A 24811-nucleotide genomic window follows, 5' to 3' on the forward strand; every position below is an offset into this window, starting at 1 on the left:
GGGGTGGTTCGGGTGTCTGCAAGTGTCGGTGAGCTATCGGGGTTAGGGCTGCTGACCTGGGTGTATCCGCCGGGTTTGGTGGATCGTGTGGTGGCCGCCTGTGGTCGTGTGGAGCACCGCAGACGCCTGCTGCCGGCCCGGCTGGTGGTCTACTTCGTACTCGCGCTGGCCCTGTTCTCGCCGGCGCCGTAGCTGGAGGTGATGCGGCACCTGGTCGAGGGTCTGCGAGGTGCGGGCCTGCTGGGTGAGTGGCACGTCCCGGCGAAGTCGTCGCTGTTTCGGGCCCGCCAGCGGCTGGGAGCGGAGCCGCTGCGGGTGCTGTTTGCCACGCCCGCAAAGCCGATGGGCACCGAAGCCACCCCGGGCGCCTTCTGGCGGGGGCTGCGGCTGCTGGCGATGGACGCCACCTGCTGGGACGTGGCCGACAGCCCGGCCAACGAGGCCGCCTTCGGCCGCCCCGGCAACAGCCGCGGCCACGACAAGTCCTGCTTTGATGTCGCGGCCGTAGTTGCGCACGGCCCGGTCGACGAGTCGCTTCGCCCTGCGCCGGTCACTTTCGCGGTCGGGGTTCCCTCGGCCAGGTCGATCAGGTTCTCGGCGAGCATGATCTGCGCCTGGGCCTCCACCCTGGGGCGGGAGATCTTGCCCCGGACGAGTTCGGAGCCGACCTCGAGGCATTCCTCGGCGGCCTCGCGCGCCTCGTCCAGGCGCCGCAGTTCCGTCAGGACGGACGCGTGCTGGACGAGGGAACTCCAGAACAGCTCGTCGGGGGCGCCGTCGTCCGCCGCGAGGCCGCGCCGGATGGAGAGCCCGCGCCGGATCGGCTCCAGCGCCTCTTCGGGTCTGCCCATGGAGGCAACGGTCGCGCCGATGTTGTTGAGGACGACGGCCGGGCCCCTCGCAGCCATCGGGGTGGCCAGGCTCTCCGGCCGGTCGACCACGGCGAGCGCGTCGCGCAGGACGTCGAGCGCCTCGTCCAACCGGTTTAGCGCCCGCAGGTGCGGTGGGCGAAGATGCGCTGGCGGATCGAGCACGACTACCGCGAACTCAACCACGGCGTCGGCCTGGACCGCTTCGAGGGCCGCACCTGGCGCGGCTGGCACCACCACGTCACCCTCGTCACCGCCGCCCAGGCAGTCCTCTCGCGGCCACGTCCAACGGCACGCGCCTGGTGCTGTGGAGATGCGGCAGCGGTGACAACCAGAAGTGGACGCTGAGTTAGCGGACGGGTCGGCCGACGGGATCCGGAGGGGCAGTGGGAGTCTCGCTGCCCTCCGGGTCCACCCGCGGCACGTACCGGTCGAGCCAGCGCGGGGTCCACCAGGCGTGGCGTCCCAGCAGGGTCATGACGGCCGGAACGAGCAGCAGCCGTACGATCGTCGCGTCGATGAGCACGCTCACCGCGAGCCCCAGTCCGAGCATCTTGACCACGATGTTGTCGCTCACGATGAACGCGGCGAAGACGCTGACCATGATGAGGGCGGCGCAGGTGATGACCCGTGCGGTGATCTCCAGGGCGTGCGCGACGGCGCCCTTCGCGTCACCGGTGCGCAGCCAGGCCTCGTGGACGCGGGACAGCAGGAAGATCTCGTAGTCCATGCTGAGTCCGAAGATGATGGCGAACATCATCATCGGCACATAGCTCTCGATGGGAACCTTGCCGTTGACGCCCAACGCGGGTCCGCCCCAGCCCCATTGGAAGACGGCGACCACCACACCGTACGACGCGGCGATCGACAGGACGTTCAGCACTGCCGCCTTGACCGCCACGAGCGGGCCGCGGAAGACGATGACGATGATGATGAAGGCCAGCGCCACGACGACGGCGATGATCCAGGGCAGCCGGTCGGCGACGATGTCACGGAAGTCGACCTGGGCGGCCGTCGTGCCGGTGACGTACCCCTTCGCCTCGGTTCCGGAGACGACGTCCGGCAGGGTGTCGTCCACCAGCCGGTTGTTCAGGTCGGTGGTGGTGGCGCTCTGCGGAGACTCCTCGGAGTAGACGGTGCCCACCAGCACGTCCCCGTCCTTGGTGGTGGTCAGGGGCGTGACGGTGGCGGCGCCGGGTACGTCCGCGAGTTGCTGCTCGGCCTTGGAGGCCAGGGCCGAGCGCTGGTCGGCGGGGACGTCCGTCTGGTCGATGACGACGGTCAGCGGACCGTTGGAGCCGGGGCCGAAGGCGTCGGTCATGATGTCGTACGCCCGCCGGTCGGTGAACGAGGTCGGGTCCGCGCCGTCGCCGATGTGACCGAGCTGGATGGAGAACACCGGGATCGCCAGCACGCCGAGCGTGACCACTCCCCCGGCCAGGAACCACCAGGGCCGCCGCTCCACCCGCTGGGCGTAGCGGTGCCACGTGCCGTGGGCCTCGGCGCCGGGCGCCGCGTCCGCGTCCGTCTCGGCGACCGGGCGGCGCACGTGGTAGCGGTCGATACGGGTGCCGATGAGTCCGAGCAGGGCGGGAACGAGTGTGAGTGCGCCGGCGACGGCGGACACCACGGTGACGGCGGCGGCCAGTCCGAGCAGGCTGATGAAGGAGACCCCGGAGACGGACAGACCGGCCAGCGCGACGATCACGGTGGTGCCGGACACCAGTACGGCCCGTCCACTGGTGTCGGCTGCGCGGCCCGCGGCGCGCACCGGATCGGCACCGTTCATCAGGTTCTGCCGGTGCCGGGTGATCAGGAACAGGGCGTAGTCGATGCCGACGCCGAGCCCGATCATCGTGGCCAGGGTCGGCGACACGGTGGCGAAGGTGAACGCGGCCGCCAGCAGGCCGAGGACGGCCAGTCCGCCGACGACGCCGACCAGCGCGGTCAGCAGCGGCATACCCGCCGCGATGACGCTGCCGAAGCCCACCAGCAGGACGACGATGGCGACCGCGAACCCGATCAGCTCACTGATCCGGTCGTCGGGCGCGGGGCGGGCCAGTTCGCCGAGTGGTCCGCCGTACTCGACCTGGACGCCGGCCGACCGCAGCGGCTGGACCGACCGGTCCACGCCGTCGAGGTAGGAGTCCCCGAGCGTCGAGGGCTGCACGTCGAACCGCACGGTGATGTACGCGGTCTTCGCGTCGGAGGACAGTGGACCGACGTTCTGCGAGGGCTGTGACGGCTGCGACCCCGACGGCGGGAGCGGGTTCTGCACGGAGAGCACATGCGGCAGCTTCTGCAGATCGTCGACCGCCTGCGACATCTGCGAACCCGACGAGGTCAGCGGTTTGTCCTCGTCCCGGAGCACGATCTGGCTGCTGTAGCCCCCGGCGGCGGGATCGTGCGCCTTGAGGACGTCCAGCCCCTCCTCGGACTGGGTCCCCGGCAGCGAGAAGTTGTCCGAGTAGTCCCCGCCGAAGGCGTGGTTGAGGCTTTGCAGGGCGATCAGGGCGGCCAGCCACGCGATGATGACGATCAGGAAGTGCCGGGCGCACCATTCACCCAGGCGGCGCAGTCTTCCGCCCCTGGATTCGCCTCCCCCTGGAGTGGATTCGGCAGGCGACACGGGCGACTCCCTTGGAAGACGGCGGCGGCTGCCCTCATTTAACGCCGAGCTGATCGTTCCGGCCTGTCGAGCGTCGCCCGGACGGGCTCAGGCCGGACACCGGAGTCGGGTGTTTCGTATTGGTTGGCTCAGCCTGCTGGCGCGTGGGGCCCATGAGGCGTACGACAGGAGGACAAAGAGACCCGATCCGGGCCTCTCCTTCCAGCAGAGGAGAAATTCATGACCACGCAGCAGCCCAAGGCCATGGCCCCCATGACCAAGAAGATGCAGGAGTGCATCGACGCCTGCATGACCTGCCACAGCATGTGCGAGGAGACCATGAGCTCCTGCCTGCAGATGGGCGGCCAGGCACAGATGCAGATCATGCGGGCGCTCATCGACTGCACCGAGATGACCCGCATGTGCGCGGACATGATGATGCGCCGGTCGCCGATGGCGGCGGAGATGTGTCGGATGTGCGCGCGGGCCTGCGACTTGTGCGCGGAGGCGTGTATGGCGATGCCGGAGGACGAGCAGATGATGCGCTGCGCGGAGGCGTGTCGCCGCTGTTCGGAGATGTGTCGCGCCATGGCGGGCGCCTCGGCGTGAACGCCGGCTGAGCGTGGGGCCCCGGTTCGTTCGGGGCCCCACGCCGACGCCTGGTGACCCGGGTGTCCCTTCCCGGGTCAGGCGACCGCCGTGGCCGCCAGTGCCCGGAGCTCGGCGAGCGCCACGGCCACTGCCGGTCGCTCATGGCCCCCCGTGCGGGTGCACGTCAGCAGCTTGCGGTGCGGATTGCCTGCACAGCGCACGCGCGTGATCGGCAGGTGCGGGGTCAGCTGCGCCAGTCGGGGGATCAGGGCGACACCGAGTCCGTGGGCGACGAGGTGCGCGGTGACGTTCCAGTCCAGGGCGTGGTGGACGACGTCGGGTGTGAAGCCTGCCTCACCGCACGCTGCGAGCACATGTGGACGGCAGGGACTCTCCGGTACCGGGGCGATCCACTCCTCCAGCGCGGCGTCCTCGAGGTCGACGCGCTCACGGCCCGCAAGCCGGTGTCCCTCGGGCACGACCAGGTCGAACGGGTCGTCCAGGAGCGGCTGTTGGTCGAAGCGGGCGTCGCTGCGCGGCGGATTGTGCGGCGTCGCCTCGACGACCGCGAGGTCGCTCTCCCCCTCGAAGAGCAGGTCGAAGCTCTCCGGCACGACCGCCTCCTGGATGCGCACGGACAGCCGGGGGTGGCGGGTGCGCAGTCGGACGGCCGCCGGGGCGAGGAGCACGGAGACGGCCACGGGGAAACCGCTGACGCGCAGCAGTCCGGCGGGGTCGCCGTGGTCGGCGCGCAGGTCGAGTTCCGCCTGCTCCCAGCGGGCCTGGATCGCGTCGGCGTGGGCGAGCAGACTGCGTGCCGCCGGAGTGAGCCGTATTCCGCGGCCCTGCGGTTCGAGGAGGTCGACGCCGAGGTCACGGGCGAGTTGGCGAATCTGCTGCGAGGCGGCGGAGGGTGTGAAGTGCAGTGCGCGGGCGGCGGCGGTGACCGTGCCGTAGTGGTCGACGGCGCGCAGGACGTGGAGTCGGCGCAGGTCAATCATGAAGCCCACGCTTCACGGTGCGATCCGGAAAGTCAACCTGGACGTGAACGGAGTGGTGCGTACACCCTGGTGCTGTCGCGACCGTCAACCGGACAGCAGCGTATGAGGAGTTCCAGATGACCAGCACGGCCCCCCGCACGCCCGGCGCCCCCGGTGGTGCGTGCCCGCACTGCGGATGGCCGGACGACGCCGAGCCGTTCCAGGTGCTCTCCCGGCACAGCACGGGCGCGGGGTACACGGTGTGGACCCGGTGCGGATGCGGTTCGCTGCAGGTCCGCGCCGTGAACGCAGACGGCGTGCGGATCGTCTCGCGCAGTCGCCCCGCCGAGGCCGGACACACCCTCCCGGACACCCGGTGCGGGCGGTGAGGCGCCGTCCTCACCGCCCGCAGCCAGACCGTCCTTACGACCGCAGCCAGCCGGCGTCCAGGTACTTTGCCGGGATGTCGTCCTGAGAGGGGTCGATCCCGCGGGCCTCGAGTTCGTCGAACCACCGGTCCCGCTGGGATTCCGGCAGTCGTGCGCCGCACCAGGGGCAGAAGAGGATGCCGCTGGTGGCTGTCCCGCCGTCATGGATGATCAGGCCGTACTCCTGGAACCGTTGACTGAAGACGACGAGTGCGTCGGGGCAGCCGAAGGGGTCGGGGTGGAGGTCACAGTGCCGGTTCACCTGAGACGTCATCGCTTCACAGCAGTGCTCGGTCATGGGCTCGTCCTCTCCGGCCGGGTGGCCGGCTCCGCGAGTTGGGTGTGCGTGCGGGCGTCCGGGGAGAAGCCCATGGACTCGTGGAGCCGTCGCGGTATGGACCGCCGGGTCGTGCGCAGCCGGGCCGCGTTCGAGGAGTACCGGTCCTGGCAGCGCATACGCCCCTGTTCCCCGCCTCGCGGGGAACGGTGCGGCCACCTGGCCGGGCCAGGGCCCGGCCCGCGGTCAGCCGGTCCCACAGGACGGTCGACGAGGCGATGGCGGCCACGTCGCGCCGGGTCATCGCCGGCACCACGCTGCCTCTCCCGCCGACGGCACATGCCAGGGCGGGAGTTCACACGACGGACAGGTGCCGTACTAGGTCGGCGCTCCGCGGTCAGCCGGCGGCCGAGGCCTTCTCCGGCTCGGGCTCGGCGGGTGCGGCTGCCTTCTGCGGCTCGGACGGTGCGGCGGCCGAAGTGTAGAAGACGGAGGAACCCTGCTTGCTCCGCTGGGCCTGGCTCTTGGCGACCAGTCCTTCCAGGGTCGTGCGCACCACGGTGGTCTTGATGCTGCGGTCGGGGTGACTGGCGGCGAGTGCGGTGGTGACCTCGGCGGCCGAGCGCGGTTCCCGCTGCTGGTCGAGGTGCGTACGGATGAGCTCGACGAGCGTGGGCTTCGCGGGACCCTTGCCCGCCTTGTCCTCCGCCGCCTTGGCGGACTTGGCCGACGTGGTCTTGGTGGCCGGTGCCTTCGCCGCCGTGGTCTTCGTGGCGGTGGACTTGGTGGCCGTGGACTTGGTGGCGGTGGACTTGGTGGCGGGCGCCTTGGCCGACGATGCCTTGCCCTGCGTGGCCTTGCTCTCCGAGGCCTTCGGCTCGGCGGCCTTGGTCTCGGTGGGCTTGGTCTCGGTGGCCTTGGGGGCCTGGGTCTCCGCCGCCTTCGCGGTGGTCTTCTTCGCCGCCGTCTTCCTGGCGGTGGTCTTCTTCGCCGTGGTCTTCTTCTCGTCGGTGGCCTTGGGCGACGGCTTCGACTGGGCAGGCCCGGTCGACTTGGTGCTGCGCGAGCCCTGCTGCGGCACGGTCGCGGCCGGGGCGGCGGCGGCCTTGGAGTCCACCGCGGCCTGGGCGCTGAGCGCCTGCTGCATGTTCTCCAGAACGGCCTTGTCGTTCTGCAGCACGAGCAACTGCTCCTGCAGGGCGGAGATGTCGGCGGCGACACGCTCCTGTTCCTTGGCATTGCGCTCGAGGTCTTGAGTCACCTGTGCGGTGTACTGCGATGTCAGGTCGGTGACTGAGTTGGTGATCTCGGACATGAGTGGCCTCTCTTTCGACTGTGATGCCCCGCCGCACAGGGCGGCTCACCATGGCCAGGGGCGGGGCGGTCGGCTGCCGGCACCTCCTGGCGTATGCGACTACTGTGCAACGCGGCAGCTTAGAGATAGTACGCACGGCGGACACTTGATGTTCCCGTCACTTGAGGATTCACCCCCGACCACGACATGGGGACAGGCCGCGACCCATGCCTGGGTGAGTCACCCAACACCACCACGATGTGCCTGCTCAGCAGCGGGTTCAGGGCCAACTGAGGTCGCTGGAAAGCACCATTGATGTGCCTCCTGGGAGGGCGCCACAACGGACAGTGATATTTGACGCACCGTCGGGAGACGAAGAGCGCCACCGTGTTGACGGCCCCGTTCGAGGTCAGGGGTGTCCGGCGGGTCAGGTGTCAATGAGCGGTGTCAGTGCGCGGTGTCCGAGAGCGTCGGCGGAGTCACCCTGTCCGGCGCCGGCGACCGGGTTGACCCCGTCATCAGCGGGGCGGCACCGCTGATGGTGGGGCACCGCTGATGGTGGTGGGGCACCGGCGGCCGCATCACCTGCTGCGGGTGATACGGCCGCCGACACCTGACTGGGACGATGCCGGAAAGGAGGTCCCGACATGGCCACCATGAGCGACACTCCCCTGACTCCCGCCGAGCGTGCGGAGCGCGGCAAGGCGGCCCGTGCGCTCATTCCCAGGTCCGGGCACGCCGTCTTCGGGCCCGACGAGAAGCGACCCGATCCCGTCGACATCATCGAGCGGCAGTCCGCGACGCGGGTCCCGGAGCTGGTCCCGGTGCGCTACGGCCGGATGCTCGAGTCGCCGTTCCGCTTCTACCGGGGAGCCGCGGCGATCATGGCATCCGACCTGGGCGCCATGCCCCACACCGGCCTCATGACCCAGTTGTGCGGCGACGCGCACCTGCTCAACTTCCGGCTGCTCGCCTCCCCCGAGCGTCATCTGCTCTTCGACATCAACGACTTCGACGAGACCCTGCCCGGCCCCTTCGAGTGGGATGTCAAGCGTCTGGCCGCGAGCCTGGTGATCGCCGCCCGGGCCAACGCGTTCTCCGCCGGGGACACCGACCGTGTCGTGCGCGAGGGGGTGCGGGGCTATCGCGAGCGGATGCGCGAGCTGGCCGGGATGCGCACGCTGGACGTCTGGTACGCGCAGGACGACGTCGACCGGTTCGACGGGATCCGCGGCGAGCGGCTGGGCAGGAAGGCGCGGGAACGGGTCGCCGAGGCGTCGGTCAGGGCCCGGGGGCGGACGGGCCTGCAGGCGGCCGGGAAACTGACCCGGATCGTCGACGGAGCACCTCGGATCATCTCCGATCCGCCGCTGATCACCCCGCTGGACGAACTGCTCGCGGACCTGGAGCGCCGGGATCTGGAGGAGACCCTGCGCCGGCTTCTGTCGCGCTACCGGTACAGCCTGTCTTCCGAACGTCAGCACCTCCTCGGCAGGTTCCACGTGGTCGACATGGCGCGCAAGGTGGTCGGGGTGGGCAGTGTCGGAACCCGGTGCTGGATCGTCCTGTTGCTGGGCCGGGACGACGCGGACCCGCTGTTGCTGCAGGCCAAGGAGGCCGGTGAGTCCGTCCTGGCCCCCCATGCCGGGGCGAGCGTGCAGGACAACCAGGGCGAGCGGGTGGTGGCCGGGCAGCGGCTCATGCAGGCGGCGAGCGACGTCTTCCTCGGCTGGGAGCGGGTCATCGGCCTCGACGGCCGCCAACGCGACTTCTACGTGAGGCAGTTGCGTGACTGGAAGGGCATCGCCCGGCCCGAGACCATGGATCCGGCCGCGCTGGCCCTGTTCGGCGGCATGTGCGGGGCCTCGCTGGCCCGAGCCCATGCCCGTTCCGGGGACCCGATCGCCATCGCCGCCTATCTCGGCAGGAGCGACACCTTCGACCGGGCGTTGGCGAGGTTCGCCGTGGCGTACGCGGACCAGAACGAACGCGACCACCGGGCCCTGGCCGAGGCGGTGGAGAGCGGCCGGGTGCTCGCCAGGACCGAATCGACGGCCTGAACCGTCATCCGGCGCTTCGGGTCACGCGGTGCTTCGGTGCGGCCGACGTAGGCTGAACTCCTCAACTCCCTCACAAGGAGCACCGTGAGCATCCCCGATACGCAATCCGAGTTGCCAGCATGGCGGTTACTCCTCCGCTACGTACAGCCGCACCGCCGGTCGCTGGCGGCGGGCGCGCTGCTCGCGCTGACCACGGGCGCCACCGGTCTCGTACTGCCGCTCGTGGCACGGGAGTTGATCGACGACCTGGGTCACGACCGGTCCATAACCGGGGCGTTGCTCGTCATGTCGGCGCTGGTGGTCGCCAACGCCGTGCTGGGTGCCGTCGGTTCGTACCTGCTGCAGCGCACGGCGGAGTCCGTGGTGCTCGGGGCCCGGCGGACCCTGTCGTCGTATCTGCTGCGGCTGCGCATCCCCGCGGTGGACCGCAGCGAGCCGGGCGACCTGATGGCCCGCATCACCTCGGACACCACCCTGTTGCGCGAGGTCACCACGGACTCGCTCGTCGGGCTGGGCACCGGCGGGCTCACCCTGGTCGCGACGGTGGTGATGATGGGTGTGGTCGATCCGGTGCTGCTGGCGATCACCCTGGGTGTGATCCTGGCGGCCGGGACCGTCCTCGGTGTGATCGTGCCGCGCATCAACCGCGCCAGCCGCGATGCGCAGGCCGCCGTCGGCGCAATGGGCGCCTCCCTGGAGCGGATCCTGGGCGCGCTGCGCACGGTGAAGGCGTCCGGCGCCGAGCACCGCGAGGAGCAGGCCGTGCACGCGGCGGCCGAGGAGTCGTGGCGGCAGAGTGTGCGGGCGGCCAAGTGGGCCGCGGCGGCGGGCAACACGGCCGGTCTGGCGATGCAGATCGCGTTCATCACCGTGCTCGCGGCGGGTGGCGCCCGGGTCGCGACCGGCGCCATCGACGTGGGCACACTGGTCGCGTTCCTGCTGTTCGTCTTCTATCTGATGTCGCCGATCCAACAGGTCGTCGGCGCGATCACCCAGTACCAGACGGGCGCCGCCGCGCTCGCCCGCATCCAGGAGGCGCTGCGGCTGCCCGCCGAACCGCCGTCCCCGCCCGCCGCGTTGCCGGCGCCGGGCGCCGAGCCCGCGTCCCTGGCCTTCGAGGACGTCCGCTTCCGCTACGCGGACGATCTGCCCTACGTCCACCACGGTGTGAGCTTCGCCGTCCCGCCTTGCGGGATGACCGCGTTCGTGGGCCCGTCCGGCGCGGGCAAGACCACCGTCTTCTCGCTCATAGAGCGGTTCTACGAGCCGGAGGGGGGCACGATCACGCTGGACGGGCGCGACCTCGCCGACTGGGAGCTGCCCCGGCTGCGTTCGGCCATCGGGTACGTGGAGCAGGACGCGCCGGTGCTGTCGGGTTCACTGCGCGAAAACCTGCTGCTGGGCAATCCGGACGCGGACGACGAGGACCTCGACCGCGTGCTGGGGACGACCCGACTGGACGGTCTGGTCGCACGGCTGCCCCAGGGCCTGGACACCCTGGTCGGCCACCGCGGCACCAAACTCTCCGGCGGCGAACGCCAGCGCGTCGCCATCGCCCGTGCCCTGCTGCGACGCCCGCGTCTGCTGCTCCTCGACGAGGCGACCTCGCAGCTCGACGCGGTCAACGAGGCGGCGCTGCGCGACACGGTCGCCGAGGTGGCCCGTACCACGACGGTCCTGGTCGTGGCCCACCGTCTGTCGACGGTCACCATGGCCGACCGCATCGTGGTCATGGACGCGGGCAGCGTCCGTGCCGTCGGCACCCATGCCGAACTCGTCGGCTCCGATCCGCTCTACGCGGAACTGGCCGCCACCCAGTTCCTGGCGACGGCGGGTCAGGGTGCCTGACATCGGCCGGTGCCCGGCCGCGGAGGGCCGGGGACTCGCGACGCTGCCCTCATGCTGACCGACCGGTGAACCCGCGTCGTCACCCGGGACGGGTGACGACGCGGCGGTAGTCCTGGGGCGAGGCTGGGTGACGAACGGCTGCGTGCAGCAGCCCGGTCAGGAACGGAGGCCTTCACATGGCCACCACCGCCACTCCCCACCACCGCCGCTCGGAAGGCGCCATGGCGGCCGCCAGCGGGCTGACGCTCTTCGCCGCCGTGATGCTGTTCATCTCCGGAGTCCTGGACATCTTCCGGGGCATCATGGGGATCGCCGAGGACGATGTCTTCGTCTCCACCCAGCAGTACGTCTTCCGGGCCGACCTGACGGCCTGGGGGTGGGTCCATCTGCTGCTCGGGGCGGTCGCGGTGATCGTCGGCCTCGGCCTGTTCTCCGAGGCGCTGTGGGCGCGGGTCATCGGCGTGGGCATCGCGGGGCTGCTGATCATCGCCAACTTCCTGTCGCTCCCGTACTACCCGGTCTGGTCGGTCGTGATGATCGCGCTGTACGGCTTCGTGATCTGGGCCCTCTGCGTGGTCGGACGGGAACGACGGGTCTGACCGGGGCGGCCCCTCCACCGCGCCCTCGCTCCGGCCGCTGGGGGGCGGCCGGGGCCGCCGCGTACCGGGCCAGGTGGCGGTGGCGCACGGACCACCGTGACGGACGCAACGAGCCAGAGCCGACGAGAACGGAACGCCGATGGACGGTCTGAGGATCCTGCCGCTCGCGGTCACGATGATGGTGGGACCGCAGATCATGTCGGCGATCATCTTCGTGACGGTCCGCAGGGCGGTCCGGGTGTCGCTGGCGTTCCTCCTGGGAGTCGCCCTCGCCACCACCGCGGGTGTCGCGATCATGATGGGTCTGGCGGCTCTGCTCGGCTCGGCCATGGACTTCGGCGACTCCTCCGACACGTCCTCCGCCGGTCACATCATCGAGTACGTGCTGGTCGGCCTGCTGGCCCTGGCCGCGGTCCGGAACTGGGTCAAGCGTGCGACGATCCAGCCGCCCGCCTGGCTCGGGACGCTGATGTCCGCCGAGCCGCGACGGGCCTTCCTGGTCGGTCTGATGGTCATCCTGCTGATGCCCTCGGATCTCGTCGTGATGATGACCGTCGGCGTGCACCTGGAGCAGGCCGGCGCGAGCTTCGCGGAGGCCCTGCCGTTCATCGGGCTGACCGTGCTGATCGCCGCGCTGCCCCTGCTCGCGTTCCTGACGTTCCGCCGACGCGCGGAGGCGGCCATGCCGCGGGTCAGGGACTGGATGAACACGCACAGCTGGCTGATCAACATCATCGTCTGTGTCGTCTTCATCGTGCTCATCCTGGCCTGACGTGCTCGTCCCGACCTGACGTGCTCGTCCCGACCTGAGGGCGTCCCGGCCACCCGTACCGGGTGATCCCGGGCGGTCGGCGTGGGCGCACCGTGGAACTCGTCGGACCCACTCCCGTCGCGCGAGCACGCCCGCGGCGGGTCGGCCATCGGAGGGCATCGTGAACGACTACCCCCTGCTCAATGTGTTCCTCACCATGCTGTGGTTCTTCCTCTGGGTCATGTGGTTCATGTTGCTGTTCAGGGTCATCGCCGACATCTTCCGCGACGACGGTCTGGGCGGCTGGGCCAAGGGCGGCTGGACGGTCTTCGTCTGTGTGCTGCCCTTCCTGGGCGTCTTCGTCTACCTGATCGTCCGGGGCCGTGGCATGGGCGAACGCACGGTGCAGCGGGCGCTGGCCCAGGAGGAGGCCTTCCGGTCCTATGTGCGGGAGGCGGCGGTCGAGCACCCGGCGCCGGAGGCGACCAAGGCGGACGAGCTGGCGAAGCTCGCCAGCCTGCACGACCAGGGTGACATCACCGACGCCGAGTTCGAGGCGGCCAAGGCCAAGGTGCTCGCCTGAGGACTTCGGCCCGTCTGGCGACGGTGGTGTGGTGAGCGGCGCCCCGCGAGGCGCCGCTCACCACACCGTCGCGCACCCCACACCGTCGCGCGCACCCCACTCACACTGTCGCGCGCACCCCACTCACACCGTCGCGGTCCTCACTCGGGAAGCCGCCGCATCTCCGCGACGTGCAGCCCCAGCGACTGGAAACGAGCCAGCAGACCATACAGATGGGCCTCGTCCAGGACGGGACCGAACAACACCGTCTGGTGGGCCACGACGAAGCTCTCCAGCTCCGGGAACGCCTCGGTCAGCGTTTTCGACATCTGCCCGTCGACGCGGATCTCGTATCGCATGAGCGTGCTTCTCTCGCGGTCGTACGGCGGCTCGTGCCCCCACCACTCCATGCTCGGCCGCGGCGCGCCGCACGGCATCACCCGCCCGAGGTGACCGGGGCGGGTGTGGGTCACAGCAGGCCCAGGTCGCGGGCTCGGCGGACCGCCTCTCCGCGCCGGGTCGCGCCGAGTTTGCGGTAGATGCTCTTCAGATGGGTCTTGACGGTGTTGACCGACAGGAAGAGGTCGGCCGCGATCTCTTCCGTCGACATCATCTGCGAGAGCCGCTCCAGCACTTCCTGCTCGCGTGCGGTGAGGGCTTCGAGGACGGGGAGAGGCTCGGGAGCGGAGCCGGGAGCGGAGTCGGGGAACCGGCCGGGAACCGAGCCGGGGGCGGGTTCCTGCCGCACCGTCCCCGTCGGCGGCGCCGCCTGGGCCGCCACCGTGGCGGGCAGCCAGTCGTGTGCCTGGGCAAGGGCGGGCCGTCGGCGCAGCAGCCGTCGCAGCCAGGGCCCGGCCTCCGTGAACGGTCTCCGGAGCCTGTCGGGTCTCGCCAGGCGCAGGGCCCGCGCGAGTGCCCGCTCGGCCCCCGCGTCGTCGCCCAGCGCGTCGGCGGCCTGTGCCCGGGTCAGCAGGGACCGCACCGCGATGGCGGGTCCGTCGCCCGGTCGGGCCGGGTACCGGTCGAGGAGTTCAAGAGCGGCCGCGCCGTCACCGGTGGCCAGGCGGACACGGGCCGCGGCCACGGCGCCCACCGGTCCCTCGGGCGGGTGCTCGTCGAGGAACTGGGCCGCTGTCTCCGGATCGCCGTCGGCGAGGCACGCGGCGGACGCGACGAGGGCCGTGCGCTCGGTGACCCAGGGCGAGGGCTCCACGGGGCCCGGCGGGTGAGCTCCGTGCCCCGGGCCCGGCCGTGCCACCGCGTCGAGGGCGCGCAGCGCCTCACGGGGACAGCCCCGGGCGAGCAGCAGCTGCGACCGCAGGAGGGCCAGCCCGGCGGTCAGGATGGGATCGTTCGGGGTCACCGACGAGCCGGCGGCCCGGTCGAGGTGGGTGCGTGCCGCGTCGAGCTCCTCCCGGTCGAGGGCCACCGCCGCGAGCACCAGCTCCGCCACCCCGGTGCGCGAGCCGGGCAGCAGCCCGGAACGCTCCGCCTCGGCCGCCGCCTCGCCGACGTACGCCTCGGCTCGGCCCGGCCGGCCGTGCAGGAGCTCGATGAGCGCCAGCCGGCTGAGGCACTCGTGGCGCGGGCACGCGGTCAGCGGCCCTCGGGGGGTCTGGGTGGCGGCGGACAGGGTGGCGCGGGCGGCGTCGAGGCGGCCTGCCCACAGCTGGGCGGATCCCAGGTCGGTGAGCATCAGCGCGGACAGCTCCGGGTGCTGTTCCAGCCGCTCGGCGGGGAGCATCCGCTGCTCGGCCGCCACGTCCTCGGCGGCTGCCTCGGCGAGGTCGGCCGAGCCGGTCATGCGGGCGGCGAGCACGCGCAGCAGCGCACAGCTGAACCGCAGGGCGGCACCGGGGTGCGCTTGGTCGTCGGGCAGGTTCTCCGCCGCGCGGCGCAGTCGGTCGAGGCCGCGCTCGACGTCGTGACGGGACAGTTCGTGGGCGGCCCGTACCAGGTCCGCCGCGGGACCGGATGCGTCCGGGGGCATCGCGGCGAAGAGCGCGTCGAAGCGCTCCGCGTCCAGGCCCGTCAGGAGGTGCGCGATCGCGAGTTCGTCGATGAACCGGGCCGCCGCCGGCTCCCAGTCGCCGGCCGTCACCGCGTGCGGCAGGGCCTCCGCGAGCAGCCCCGCCTCGCCGAGCCAGCGGGCCGCCGTGCGGTGGAGCTCCGGTTCCAGGCCGGGGCGCTGGACCCGTAGATGGACCCGCAGGATCTCCACGAACAGTGGATGGAGCCGGTACCACGAGTGTCCGATGGCGGAGGCGAAGGCGTTCGCGCGCTGCAGTTCCAGCAGGATCCGTTCCCCGTCGTCCCGCCCGGTGAGGGCGTTCGCCAGCTCGGGGTGGATCTGGTCCAGGATGCTGACGCGCAGCAGCAGGTCCTGGGTCTCGGGCGGCTGGGTGTCGAGGACCTCGGCCAGCAGGAAGTCGGCGAGCGTGCTCTGGCCCGCCTCGAAGTCCTTGAGGAAGGTCTCCGGGTCGTCGGCGTGCTGGGCCGCGAGAACGCACAGCCGCAGCCCGGCGGCCCAGCCCCGGGTCCGCTCGGTGAGTGCCCGGGCGCCCGCCTCCGGCAGTCCCAGGCCGTGCCGGTCGACCAGGTCGGCCGTCTCGGCGGGCAGGAAGGCGAGGTCGGCGCCGCGGATGTCGACGACCTCGCCGGCCGCGCGATAGCGGTGGAGGGGCAGCAGCGGTTCCGTACGGCTGATGATCACCAGGCGCAGTCCGTCACCCGCGTGGCGGAGCACGAACTGCAGTTCGTCGGCGATATCCGCGGACATCGCGACACGGTCGAACTCGTCGAGGATGAGGATCAGCGGCTCCGGCTGCGCGCTCAGCCGGTCCGCGAGCCTGGTCAGCAGGGAGCGGTCCACCTCGCCCGGGCGGGCGGGGCTGCCGATGTCGTGCGGCAGTGCGAGGCCGTGGTGCCGTATGGACTCCAGTGCGTAGGTCCAGAAGACACCGGGGCTGTGGTCCTCGCTCTCCACAGTCAGCCATGCCGCAGGGTACGGCGGCCCGTTCGCGGTGACCCAGTCGGCGACCAGGAGGGTCTTGCCCGCTCCCGCGGGTCCGTTGACCAGCGTCAGCGGCGCCTGGACGCCCTGCGTGAGGCGTTCGGCCAGGCGCGGCCTGCGCACGAACGTCCCGGGGATGGCCGGCACACTGAACCGCGCGGCGAGGAGAGGGTCGCCGTCCGGTGTGAGCGGCTTGGAAGCACCCACTCTGTGATCTTCACCCGAGGGTGCGGGAGCCGCAACAGAAGGGAGGCGGGTCCTCCGTGTCCGGCACCCGGCAGGACTTCCGCGAGGATGGCCGGCAGCCGCCACCCCGGGACGCCGCCCGCCCGACTGCGACCTACTCCCACCGAGCACGGCCGGCTCCCCCCGCGGCAGCCGGCACCTGACCGTGGTCCCACCTGCCCGCTCGCGCCGGGCACGGTGCACGTCCCGGTGACGGTGTGAACAGTGTGAAGATGACGCGATGGTCACTCAGGAGGAGCATGTGGCGACTTCGGCCGTGGGCATGCATCGCGCGCACTGACACCTCCCCCACAAGGAGTGACGCGCGCGCCATGCCCACCGCCACCCCACCGCGACTCGCGTCCACCCCGCCCGAAGGCCGTGGTCACCGTCCGGCCCGACCGCCTGACCATGGCGTTCCACGGGGCGGGAGCCGAACGGTGCGTCAGGGAGTGTCCTTCGGCCTCGCCCTCGACTTGACCTCCTCCTCGACGTCACTGCGTGGCTGGTCGCGTTCCTTCGCGTACTCCGTCATGGCGGCCTGGACGTCGCGGGCGAGGTCGCGCCAGGCGCGCCAGGCCGTCTCGTAGGTGTCGGTCTGCTGCTCGGTCCACGGGTGGGCCGTCGGCGGCCCGTACAGGTCGCGCAGCTTCAGGACCTCCTCGTGCGCCTGGTTCGCGGCGCGCTGCTTTTCCACGAGTTCATCAAAGGTGTGTGCCACGGGGCTTCTCCGGGGCAGGCCCCACTAGGGAACGAGTCTGAGGAGCTTGTTCGGTGAGCCGGTCCCGATGTTGCTGAGGACGCCGTTCGTGGCTCCGGCCACGAGGGCGGAGTGGACGGTCGCCGGACTCGCGGCGGGGCGCGGGGACAGGTAGACGGCCGCGGCCCCGGCGACGTGCGGGGCGGCCATCGACGTACCGGACAGGGTGGCCGTCGCGGTGTCACTGGTGTGCCAGCCGGCCCTGATCGAGGCGCCCGGCGCGAACATGTCCAGTACGGAACCGTAGTTGGAGAAGGAGGCCCGGCTGTCGGTGCTGGTGCTGGCGCCCACGGTGAGGGCCGTGAGCACCCGGGCCGGTGAGGTGTTCGCGGCGTTCGTGTTGGAGTTGCCCGCCGCCACGGTATAGGTGATGCCGGAGTTGATGGAGTTGCGCACAGCGGTGTCGAGCGCGGTGCTGGCGGGGCCGCCGAGTGACATGTTGGCGACCGCGGGCCTGACGCGGTTGCGGGTGACCCAGTCGATGCCCGCGATGACACCTGAGGTGGTGCCGGACCCGCTGTTGTTGAGCACCCGCACCGCCACGACCCTGGCGGCCTTCGCCACGCCGTAGGTGGTGCCGGCGACGGTGGTGGCGACATGGGTGCCGTGTCCGTTGCCGTCGGCGGAGACCATGTCACCGTCGACGGCGTCGTAGCCGTACGAGGCGCGGCCGGCGATCTGGGTGTGGGTGATCCGCACCCCGGTGTCGATGACGTATACGCGAGTACCGCTGCCGGCCGAGTTCGGGTAGTTGTAGGTTCCGTTGAGCGGCCGGTAGGGCTGGTCGATCCGGTCCAGGTTCCAGGGGGCGTTGAACTGGGTCGCGGAAATGCTGACCCGCTGGTTCCGTTCGACGTGGGCGACGTCCCGGTCGCCCGCGAACTTCCGCGCCCCGGAGGAGCTGACACGCACGGCGTAGCCGTTGAGCGCCGAGCGGTAGACCCGCTGCACGGTGGCGCCGTACTTGGCCGCGAGGCGACGACCCCGCGGCGAGTCCGCGGTGTAGCCGCACGACTCCTTCAAAGTGACGATGTAACTGCCGCGGACGCCGGAGGCGGAATCCTCGTGCAGGACCCTCCCGACGGCCGGTGACGCTTCGGCGGGCAGGACGGTACCGCTTCCGACGGCTGCCGCCACCGCGGCGATCGCCGCGACGAACCGCCGCCGTGCGGTGAAGATTTCGCGCATCCTGGAAAACCTTCCTCGGTCGGACCCTGACGCTGTTCGCTGGTGCTGGTGTTCCGAGGATGACCGGGGGACCGAGTCAGCTATGCGCCATTTATTGCATTTCGCCCGTAATCACCACTTGTTGCCTCATATGGTCGATGGGGTGATCACGCGCGAAGGCGGCGCGAGGGCCCGGGTCCGCGTGGTCCCGGGCCCTATGCGCGCCGATGTCAGGTGGTGCCGAGCGCGGAGCGCAGCGTGTTGACCGCCTGGCCGATGGCGCCCTCCGCGGCATGGGTGTCGCGCAGGGCATTGAGCATCACGAAGTCGTGGATGATGCCCTGGTACCGGACCGCGGCGACCGGGACGCCGGCCTCGCGGAGCTTGTTGGCGTAGGCCTCACCCTCGTCGCGCAGGACGTCGGCCTCGGCCGTGATGACCAGCGCCGGGGGCAGCCCGGTGAGCTGTTCGGTGGTGGCGCGCAGCGGCGATGCGGTGATCTCGGCCCGCTGGGTCTCGTCGGTCGTGTACTGGTCCCAGAACCACTGCATGGCGTCGCGGCGCAGGAAGTAGCCCTCGGCGAACTGGTGGTACGACGGGGTGTCGAAGGCAGCGTCGGTGACCGGGTAGAAGAGGACCTGCTGGACGAGCGGCACGTCACCGCGCTCCTTGGCCATCAGGGTGAGGGCGGCACTCATATTGCCGCCGACCGAGTCGCCGGCCACCGCGACACGGGTGGCGTCCAGGTAGTGGTCGGCGCCGTCGCTGACGACCCAGCGGGCGACGGTGTAATTCTGTTCGATGGCGATCGGGTAGCGGGCCTCGGGCGAGAGGTCGTACTCGGGGAAGACGACCGCCGCGCGGGCACCCACGGCCAGTTCCCGCACGAGACGGTCATGGGTGTGGGCGTTGCCGAAGACCCAGCCGGCACCGTGGATGTAGATAATCACCGGGAGCAGGCCGGTCAGGCCCTTCGGGCGGACGATCCGGGCGCGGACCGAGCCGGTGGGGCCGCCGGAGACGGTGACCCACTCCTCGTCGACCTCGGGCTTGGCGATGTCGCCCGACTGCACCTCGTCGACGACCTTGCGGCCCTCGGCCGGGCCGAGGTCGAAGAGGTACGGCGGCTTCGCGGTCGCGTCGGCGAAGCCGGCGGCGGCGGGCTCGAGGACGGGGCTGGCGGTGTCGGTCATGACGACCTCCTCGGATCAGGTGCCACAGGACTGGAGCCTCGGCGGTTCTTTGCCAGGGGCGGCGGCACGCGAACGACAGTAGCGCCCGATTGAGTCGTGCACAACTTATTCGTGCTCGATTTATTTGTAAGCGATTCGTTAGGCCTCGATATGTTGGTCGGCGATACAGTGGAGGGTCCTGATCCATATCGACAAGACGACAGTCCCGTGCCCGGGCGCAGTACCGAGGGAGCGACACCGTGAACACAGCCGAGGCCGAACCGACCCGGGAGGGGTCCCTGCTCCTGGACGACCAGCTCTGCTTCGCCCTGTACGCGGCCTCCCGAGCGGTCACGGCACGCTACCGGCCCCTGCTGGAGGCCCTGGGGCTCACCTATCCGCAGTACCTGGTCATGCTGGTGCTGTGGGAGCAGGACTCGATCTCCGTGCGCGACCTCGGAGCCGCGCTCCAACTGGAGTCCAGCACGCTCTCCCCGCTCCTGAAGCGCCTGGAGGCGGGTGGTCTGCTCCGCCGGGAACGGCGCGCGGAGGACGAGCGGTCCGTCGCCATACGTCTCACGGACGCCGGGGCCCGGCTGCGGGACCAGGCCGAGGCCGTGCCACTGGCGATCGGTGACGCCATGGGCCTGACCCCGGAGGAGGACGCGCTGGCCAAACGCCTGCTCCGCGAGCTCACCGCCAACGTCACCGCGGGCTGAGACGCGAACGCCGGCGCGGGCTGAGACATGAAAGCCTCCGCGGTCATGGAGCGCGACGGTCACCGTCGGCCATCGGACATGCGTCGGCACTGCCCATGCGCCCGCCGTCGCACATGCATCGGCCATCGGACATGCGTCGGCCATCACCGGAGCGGTGAGGGCCGACGTGCGCCGGGATCACCGGTAGGTGACGTCCAACTCGCTGTAACGGCAGTGCGTACCGTCCGGGCCGCTGCCCAGAGCGGTCGGCTCGGCGCCGGTGCTGTTTCCCCTGAACCGCTCGCAGACCGTCATGTCCCGCGGCGGTGCGCGTGCGGCGGACGACGGGAGACCTCGATGGTGGTGCTCACCGCCTTCTCACCGGTGGCGGTGGGCCAGGCGCCGAACGCGGTTCCCGTTGAGCCGGAGTCGGTGGACGAGGACGCGCCGGACCCGGTGGAGGCGGACGCGCTCGCCGTAGCGGACGCCTTGGCCCGGGCCGAGGCGGAGGTGGAGGCGGACGGGGACCCGGACACCGAGGCGGACGGGGACGCACCGGCCGTCCTCGACGCCGACGCCGACACCGACGGGGATGCGGCCGGTGCGGGCACCGCGTCGTGCTCAGCGGTCAGCGTCCAGCTCTTGCTGCTCGCCCTGTCGCAGGAGTTCTGCTGCGCCAAGGCGCCCTTGAGGTTCAGGCACTTGCCACTCTTGGCGTTGATCAGGTCGTAAGCGTTCGCCACGGCGCTGAGCCTCCACACCTGCGACGCACCGCCGTCACAGGTCTGCTGCTGCACCGCCTTGCCCGCCGAGACAGACGCGCCCTTCACGCCGGCGCACAGCCCGTCGGCCGCGGAATTCACCGTGAACCCGCCGTCGGTGTCGGCCAGTTGCCACATCTGCCCGGCGGAGGGGTCCCCGCAGGCCGCCGCCGCCAGCTGGGCGCCGCTCGCCGCACCGCTCCCCGCGGCCGTCAGGCAGGTGCTGTCGGCGGCGTTCACCAGCCGGTACGTTCCCGCGTCCGGCCCCGAGGCGGAGGCCGTCATCAGCACACCGCCGGCGATCCCGCCACCGATGAGGGCCGTCACCGGCGTGCCGATCAGAACTCCCCGGCGCCGGTTCGGTCTTCTGCGCCGTGACCTGCGCAGCGCTGCTCTGCCGCTCACGTCGTCACTCTCGTTCGAAAGATCTGGGTGCCCGTCTGTCGCCACCGGTCGAAGGAGGGTTGCCGTCGTGGCCGGAATTCTTCGGCCGGGGCCACGGCCTCTGCCGGCTCCTCCCCGCCGACACCCGGCGCACGAGCCCTCGGGCCTCGGCCCTCGGCACCCGGCACCCCGCACCCCGCACCCGGCACCCCGCACCCCGCACCCCGCACCCCGCACCCATGATCATCACCCGGCGCGCCCGGGGGGTCGCTGTCGGGCGTACGCAATCCCCCGATCCGGTGGCCAACCACTCCCGAGCGAATCGAACGCCATGTCACGCGCCGGTGCGTCAACGGCCCCTAGGGATCCAGCATGAGGGTCGAACTTTCGTCCGAGAATTCGCCCGTTCCATCCCGTGACGCCTCTCCCATCAGGCGCGTTCTTGAGACACCGCGTTCATCACCGCCCCCTGAGGAGGAGACCATGACCCCCGTCCCCGTCCCCACCACTCTTCATCTTGCGTTCGACAAGCCCGCACACATCTCTGTGTCTGCCGTGCGTCCCCTTGACGCCCCCGTCGCTCAGGGGCCGGATTCATCACACGGGGCACCGAGGTGGGGCGCATGAAACGTGACACCGTACCGGCGCAGGCGGCACCGTCGGACAGTCAGTCGCTCGAGTCGGCCGCGCCACGGCACTCAGCCCCGCCGCCGCCCCCTCCCGCCGAGTTCGGCTTCTCTGGGCTGCACGCCAAGAACCCGCTGGGTGAGGCCACGTTCGGCGCCATGTGCGCCCGGATCCCGGGTGTACTCGGGCGGATCGCCAGGATGGCGTGGTCCATCGACCCGCGGGCCGTCGTCCTGCTGCTGGCCTGCCAGGTGCTCACCGGCGCGGCCGCGGCGGTGGTGCTGTCCGCAACGGCGGACGCCATGGGGCATCTGCTGGCGGACGGCCGGGTCGCGGAGCGGCTGCGGGCGGCGCTTCCCGCCCTGCTGGTCATCACCGTGGCCGTGGCGGTCGGCCGGACCGCGACCGCGTTCGCCTCGTACGCGAACGGCCGGATCACTCCCCCGCTGACGACCGCGGCCGACACCGCGCTGGTCGCCGCGGTGTGCCGGGTGGAGGCGACCGCCTACGCCGAGGACGGCTTCGCCGACCGGCAGGAGGCCGCCGAGATGGGGGTGGTACGCAGTCACTTCATGGTGCAGGACGCCACCCGGTTCACCTCAGCCCTGGTACGCATGGTGACGGCGAGCGGAGTGCTGACGGTGCTGCACCCGCTGATGCTGCCGCTGCTGCTGTTGGCCGTGGTGCCCGCGGGGGTGGGGGCGATGCTGTCGGCGAAGGTCGACTACGAGACCCACTACGCCAATGTCGGCGACCGCAACATCCGGCACATGATGCGCTGGTGGTCGACCACGTCGAAGTACGGCGACGAGGTCCGCGCCAACGGCATGACCGGCTATCTGCTGTTCTGGTACCGGTCGGTGTCCGAGCGCATCGACCGCCGCACGCTGACGGCGGCACCGCGGATGCTGCGGATCGTGCTCGTCACCTCGGCGATCGGCGGAGCCTTCCTGCTGGCCACCTGGGCGGTGCTGGCCTGGCTCGCGACCACGGGCAGGGTTCCCATGTCGATCGCCGCGACCGCCGTCGTCGCCGTGCAGACCACCCTGGCCGCGCTCAACCAGGTCGTCATCCACGGGGCGGCGATGTTCCACACGTCGCTGTACCTCGCCGACATGCGGTCGTTCCTCGACCTGGCGGCCGAACGAGCCCACAGCGAGCGGGAGTTGAGGGTGCCCGGGCCGGTGCGGGAGATCCGGTTGGACGACGTCGGCTACCAGTACCCCGGCAAGGCGACACCGGCGGTCGACGGTGTCAGTCTCACCCTGCGGCGCGGAAAGATCTACGCGGTGGTGGGTGAGAACGGTTCGGGCAAGTCCACGCTGACCCGGCTGATCACCCGTATCTACCCGGCCGGACGGGGCACGGTGACCTGGGACGGACTCGATCTCGCCGGCGTCGCACCCGAGAGCGTCTGGGAGCACACGGGCCTGGTGCCGCAGACGTTCGCGCAGTGGCCGTTGCGCACCAGGGAGAACGTCACCCTGGGGCAGCCGCGCACGTACGACGACGTCGCGGTGTGGGAGGCGCTGGAGGCGGTCGGCATGCGTGAGGCGGTCGAGGAACTGCCGCGCGGACTGGACACGTTGCTGGCCCGCGAACTGTTCGGCGGGACCGAGCTGTCCGGGGGCCAGTGGCAGCGCCTGGCCTGCTCCCGCGCCTTCTACCGGCGTCCCGCCCTGCTCATCCTCGACGAGCCGACCTCGCAGATGGACGCCCGGGGTGAACACGCGATCCTGGAACGGATCAAGGCTATCGCCGCCGACCGGATTACCGTGGTGATCACCCACCAGTTGGAGAACACCCGCCTCGCCGACGAGATCGTCGTCCTGAAACACGGCCGGATCGTCGAGCTCGGACACTACGACGAACTGGCCGACGCGGGGGGCTTGTTCGCGGAACTCCTGGCACTGTCCAAGGACCGCTGACCGGCGGGGTGCCGCACCCTCAGGGGGTGCGGCACCCGTCCGCGGCCCCAGAAGGCCTTGGAGTAACAGAACGGCACGGCCAATCTCGGCCGAGTGCTGCGCGCGACGCTGCTGCCGCGACCGCTTACCCCGGCGGCTCCCTTCAGCCGGACGCCCTCCAGCCCAGCGCGGGGCCCAGCTTGGTCGCGATGTCGGTGAGGATCTGCACGTAGTCCTCGTGCTCGAAGGTGAAGGGGAGCGCGAAGGCGACCTCGTCGGCCTCGCGGAACGCCGCGTGTGCGTAGAGGCGTTCGGCGATCTCGTCGGAGGTTCCGACGAGATCGGGGGCGAACAGCAACCGGGCCGGTCCCTGCGGGGTGGCCGTGCGTGGCGTGCGCTTCTGCGCGTAGGCCTCGTACTTGGCGCGTTGTTCCGGCGAGGCGCTGTCGGTGGGGATGACGACGAGTCCCTGGGAGACACGGGCGCGGTCGCCGTCCGGGTGGTTGGCGCGGAAGGCGCGGATGTGCGACAGCTGTATCTCGGCGAAGTCCTGGGAACCCCCGGCCTCTCCGGCTTCCTCGGCCTTCACGACGCTGCTGGTCAGCAGGTTCATCCCGTGCTCGCCGGCCCACCGGGCCGATCGCAGGCTGCCGCCGCCGTACCACATGCGCCGCCCCAGACCGGCGGAGTGCGGCTGGACGCGGTCCACGAACACTTCGAAGCCCTCGACTCCGCTGAAGTCCGTGGCCGGTTCACCGCGCACGAAGTCCAGCAGCCGACGTGCCCGGGCGTAGCCGAAGTCCTCGAAGTCGGCGGTGTCGGGGTGGAGCGCGCCCTTGACCCGGTCGTAGTGCATGGGTGGACCGACGCTGATGCCCGGGTTGAGACGGCCCCCGGAGAGGATGTCGACCGTCGCCAGGTCCTCGGCGAGCCGCAACGGGTTCTCCCAGCCGAGGGGGATGACCGCGGTGCCCAGCTCGATGCGACGGGTGCGCTGTGAGGCAGCCGCCAGGACGGCGACGGGTGACGAGATGCCGTACTGCAGATGCCGGTGCCGCACCCACGCGCTGTCGAAACCCAGCCGCTCGCCCAGTTCGATGATGTCGAGGGTCGACTCGTGGCCCCGGCGGGGATCGGCCTCGTCGAACAGCCCGATGGTCAGGAAGCCCAGTTTCCGCAACGGCTCCGAGGTCTGTGGCACAGGACACCCCCCATCGTCGGCCGACGCGG

Annotated in this window: 21 protein-coding genes and 3 pseudogenes; 11 read left to right on the plus strand and 13 right to left on the minus strand. The window is 71.0% G+C overall.

What is annotated here, in order from left to right:
- Window positions 1-90 precede the first annotated feature (90 nt).
- Window positions 91-267: pseudogene (locus EF387_RS49910) on the plus strand (transposase domain-containing protein); the annotation flags it as partial.
- A gap of 539 nt (window positions 268-806) precedes the next feature.
- Here the strand turns inward: EF387_RS49910 and EF387_RS49915 are convergent.
- Window positions 807-908: pseudogene (locus tag EF387_RS49915) on the minus strand (hypothetical protein); the annotation flags it as partial.
- A 90-nt stretch (window positions 909-998) separates the two neighbouring features.
- Between EF387_RS49915 and EF387_RS00785 the strand changes: the two are divergent.
- Window positions 999-1217: pseudogene (locus tag EF387_RS00785) on the plus strand (IS701 family transposase); the annotation flags it as partial.
- 1 nt (window position 1218) lies between these two features.
- On the opposite strand, the gene EF387_RS00790 reads toward EF387_RS00785, so the two are convergent.
- On the minus strand, window positions 1219-3498 hold the full coding sequence (locus EF387_RS00790) for an MMPL family transporter (protein WP_128374489.1): 2280 nt from the start codon (window positions 3496-3498) through the stop codon (window positions 1219-1221).
- A 219-nt stretch (window positions 3499-3717) separates the two neighbouring features.
- On the opposite strand from EF387_RS00790, the gene EF387_RS00795 reads away from it, so the two are divergent.
- On the plus strand, window positions 3718-4086 hold the full coding sequence (locus EF387_RS00795) for a four-helix bundle copper-binding protein (RefSeq protein WP_128374490.1): 369 nt from the start codon (window positions 3718-3720) through the stop codon (window positions 4084-4086).
- A gap of 77 nt (window positions 4087-4163) precedes the next feature.
- On the opposite strand, the gene EF387_RS00800 is transcribed toward EF387_RS00795, so the two are convergent.
- Window positions 4164-5069 (minus strand): LysR family transcriptional regulator, encoded by a 906-nt coding sequence (locus tag EF387_RS00800; RefSeq protein WP_128374491.1) that lies wholly within the window; start codon window positions 5067-5069, stop codon window positions 4164-4166.
- A gap of 116 nt (window positions 5070-5185) precedes the next feature.
- On the opposite strand from EF387_RS00800, the gene EF387_RS00805 reads away from it, so the two are divergent.
- Window positions 5186-5437 (plus strand): hypothetical protein, encoded by a 252-nt coding sequence (locus EF387_RS00805; protein WP_128374492.1) that lies wholly within the window; start codon window positions 5186-5188, stop codon window positions 5435-5437.
- 34 nt (window positions 5438-5471) lie between these two features.
- Here EF387_RS00805 and EF387_RS00810 read toward each other — a convergent pair whose 3' ends face one another.
- From EF387_RS00810 to EF387_RS00815, 3 genes are all read right to left on the minus strand, one after another.
- Window positions 5472-5750, minus strand: a complete 279-nt coding sequence (locus EF387_RS00810; RefSeq protein WP_338058069.1) for a DUF6980 family protein — start codon at window positions 5748-5750, stop codon at window positions 5472-5474.
- A gap of 20 nt (window positions 5751-5770) precedes the next feature.
- On the minus strand, window positions 5771-5932 hold the full coding sequence (locus EF387_RS46530) for a hypothetical protein (protein WP_155589726.1): 162 nt from the start codon (window positions 5930-5932) through the stop codon (window positions 5771-5773).
- 218 nt (window positions 5933-6150) lie between these two features.
- Complete coding sequence (locus EF387_RS00815) at window positions 6151-7068, minus strand: hypothetical protein (RefSeq protein ID WP_128374494.1); 918 nt, start codon at window positions 7066-7068, stop codon at window positions 6151-6153.
- A gap of 626 nt (window positions 7069-7694) precedes the next feature.
- Here EF387_RS00815 and EF387_RS00820 point away from each other — a divergent pair.
- The 5 genes from EF387_RS00820 to EF387_RS00840 all read left to right on the plus strand — a co-directional run bounded on the left by EF387_RS00820 (window position 7695) and on the right by EF387_RS00840 (window position 12888).
- Complete coding sequence (locus EF387_RS00820; RefSeq protein ID WP_128374495.1) at window positions 7695-9107, plus strand: DUF2252 domain-containing protein; 1413 nt, start codon at window positions 7695-7697, stop codon at window positions 9105-9107.
- A gap of 84 nt (window positions 9108-9191) precedes the next feature.
- Window positions 9192-10955 (plus strand): ABC transporter ATP-binding protein, encoded by a 1764-nt coding sequence (locus EF387_RS00825; RefSeq protein WP_128374496.1) that lies wholly within the window; start codon window positions 9192-9194, stop codon window positions 10953-10955.
- A 176-nt stretch (window positions 10956-11131) separates the two neighbouring features.
- Window positions 11132-11554 carry a DUF7144 family membrane protein gene (locus tag EF387_RS00830; protein ID WP_128374497.1) on the plus strand — a complete coding sequence of 141 codons (423 nt, stop codon included), beginning with the start codon at window positions 11132-11134 and terminating at the stop codon, window positions 11552-11554.
- A 139-nt stretch (window positions 11555-11693) separates the two neighbouring features.
- Window positions 11694-12326, plus strand: a complete 633-nt coding sequence (locus tag EF387_RS00835; protein WP_128374498.1) for a GAP family protein — start codon at window positions 11694-11696, stop codon at window positions 12324-12326.
- 160 nt (window positions 12327-12486) lie between these two features.
- A complete protein-coding gene (locus tag EF387_RS00840) occupies window positions 12487-12888 on the plus strand; it encodes an SHOCT domain-containing protein (protein ID WP_420802505.1) in 402 nt (133 codons plus the stop codon).
- A 140-nt stretch (window positions 12889-13028) separates the two neighbouring features.
- Here the strand turns inward: EF387_RS00840 and EF387_RS00845 are convergent, their stop codons facing one another.
- From EF387_RS00845 to EF387_RS00865, 5 genes are all read right to left on the minus strand, one after another.
- Window positions 13029-13226 carry a hypothetical protein gene (locus tag EF387_RS00845; protein ID WP_128374499.1) on the minus strand — a complete coding sequence of 66 codons (198 nt, stop codon included), beginning with the start codon at window positions 13224-13226 and terminating at the stop codon, window positions 13029-13031.
- A gap of 110 nt (window positions 13227-13336) precedes the next feature.
- Window positions 13337-16087, minus strand: a complete 2751-nt coding sequence (locus EF387_RS00850) for a winged helix-turn-helix domain-containing protein (RefSeq protein ID WP_238431269.1) — start codon at window positions 16085-16087, stop codon at window positions 13337-13339.
- Window positions 16088-16550: 463 nt separating this feature from the next.
- On the minus strand, window positions 16551-16826 hold the full coding sequence (locus tag EF387_RS00855; RefSeq protein WP_128374500.1) for a hypothetical protein: 276 nt from the start codon (window positions 16824-16826) through the stop codon (window positions 16551-16553).
- A gap of 24 nt (window positions 16827-16850) precedes the next feature.
- The gene (locus tag EF387_RS00860; protein WP_128374501.1) at window positions 16851-18053 is read right to left on the minus strand and encodes a S8 family peptidase; all 1203 of its coding nucleotides are present in this window, start codon (window positions 18051-18053) and stop codon (window positions 16851-16853) included.
- Window positions 18054-18262: 209 nt separating this feature from the next.
- Window positions 18263-19225 carry an alpha/beta hydrolase gene (locus EF387_RS00865; RefSeq protein WP_128374502.1) on the minus strand — a complete coding sequence of 321 codons (963 nt, stop codon included), beginning with the start codon at window positions 19223-19225 and terminating at the stop codon, window positions 18263-18265.
- A gap of 239 nt (window positions 19226-19464) precedes the next feature.
- Here EF387_RS00865 and EF387_RS00870 point away from each other — a divergent pair, with 239 nt between their 5' ends.
- Window positions 19465-19923, plus strand: a complete 459-nt coding sequence (locus EF387_RS00870) for a MarR family winged helix-turn-helix transcriptional regulator (protein ID WP_202918104.1) — start codon at window positions 19465-19467, stop codon at window positions 19921-19923.
- 290 nt (window positions 19924-20213) lie between these two features.
- On the opposite strand, the gene EF387_RS00875 is transcribed toward EF387_RS00870, so the two are convergent.
- Window positions 20214-21068 carry an RICIN domain-containing protein gene (locus EF387_RS00875; RefSeq protein ID WP_128374503.1) on the minus strand — a complete coding sequence of 285 codons (855 nt, stop codon included), beginning with the start codon at window positions 21066-21068 and terminating at the stop codon, window positions 20214-20216.
- A 602-nt stretch (window positions 21069-21670) separates the two neighbouring features.
- Between EF387_RS00875 and EF387_RS00885 the strand changes: the two genes are divergently transcribed.
- Complete coding sequence (locus tag EF387_RS00885; RefSeq protein WP_128374505.1) at window positions 21671-23602, plus strand: ABC transporter ATP-binding protein; 1932 nt, start codon at window positions 21671-21673, stop codon at window positions 23600-23602.
- A 142-nt stretch (window positions 23603-23744) separates the two neighbouring features.
- Here EF387_RS00885 and EF387_RS00890 read toward each other — a convergent pair whose 3' ends face one another.
- The gene (locus EF387_RS00890; protein ID WP_128374506.1) at window positions 23745-24782 is read right to left on the minus strand and encodes an LLM class flavin-dependent oxidoreductase; all 1038 of its coding nucleotides are present in this window, start codon (window positions 24780-24782) and stop codon (window positions 23745-23747) included.
- Between the last annotated feature and the right edge of the window lie 29 nt (window positions 24783-24811).

Source organism: Streptomyces cavernae (assembly GCF_004023625.1).
Lineage (GTDB): Bacteria > Actinomycetota > Actinomycetes > Streptomycetales > Streptomycetaceae > Streptomyces > Streptomyces cavernae.

Coding starts and splice junctions, on each gene's coding strand:
- EF387_RS00835 (WP_128374498.1), top strand. CDS start 11,694: ATGGACGGTCTGAGGATCCTGCCGCTCGCGGTCACGATGATGGTGGGA.
- EF387_RS46530 (WP_155589726.1), bottom strand. CDS start 5,932: ATGCGCTGCCAGGACCGGTACTCCTCGAACGCGGCCCGGCTGCGCACG.
- EF387_RS00845 (WP_128374499.1), bottom strand. CDS start 13,226: ATGCGATACGAGATCCGCGTCGACGGGCAGATGTCGAAAACGCTGACC.
- EF387_RS00815 (WP_128374494.1), bottom strand. CDS start 7,068: ATGTCCGAGATCACCAACTCAGTCACCGACCTGACATCGCAGTACACC.
- EF387_RS00800 (WP_128374491.1), bottom strand. CDS start 5,069: ATGATTGACCTGCGCCGACTCCACGTCCTGCGCGCCGTCGACCACTAC.
- EF387_RS00810 (WP_338058069.1), bottom strand. CDS start 5,750: ATGACGTCTCAGGTGAACCGGCACTGTGACCTCCACCCCGACCCCTTC.
- EF387_RS00860 (WP_128374501.1), bottom strand. CDS start 18,053: ATGCGCGAAATCTTCACCGCACGGCGGCGGTTCGTCGCGGCGATCGCC.
- EF387_RS00805 (WP_128374492.1), top strand. CDS start 5,186: ATGACCAGCACGGCCCCCCGCACGCCCGGCGCCCCCGGTGGTGCGTGC.
- EF387_RS00865 (WP_128374502.1), bottom strand. CDS start 19,225: ATGACCGACACCGCCAGCCCCGTCCTCGAGCCCGCCGCCGCCGGCTTC.
- EF387_RS00795 (WP_128374490.1), top strand. CDS start 3,718: ATGACCACGCAGCAGCCCAAGGCCATGGCCCCCATGACCAAGAAGATG.
- EF387_RS00885 (WP_128374505.1), top strand. CDS start 21,671: ATGAAACGTGACACCGTACCGGCGCAGGCGGCACCGTCGGACAGTCAG.
- EF387_RS00820 (WP_128374495.1), top strand. CDS start 7,695: ATGGCCACCATGAGCGACACTCCCCTGACTCCCGCCGAGCGTGCGGAG.
- EF387_RS00830 (WP_128374497.1), top strand. CDS start 11,132: ATGGCCACCACCGCCACTCCCCACCACCGCCGCTCGGAAGGCGCCATG.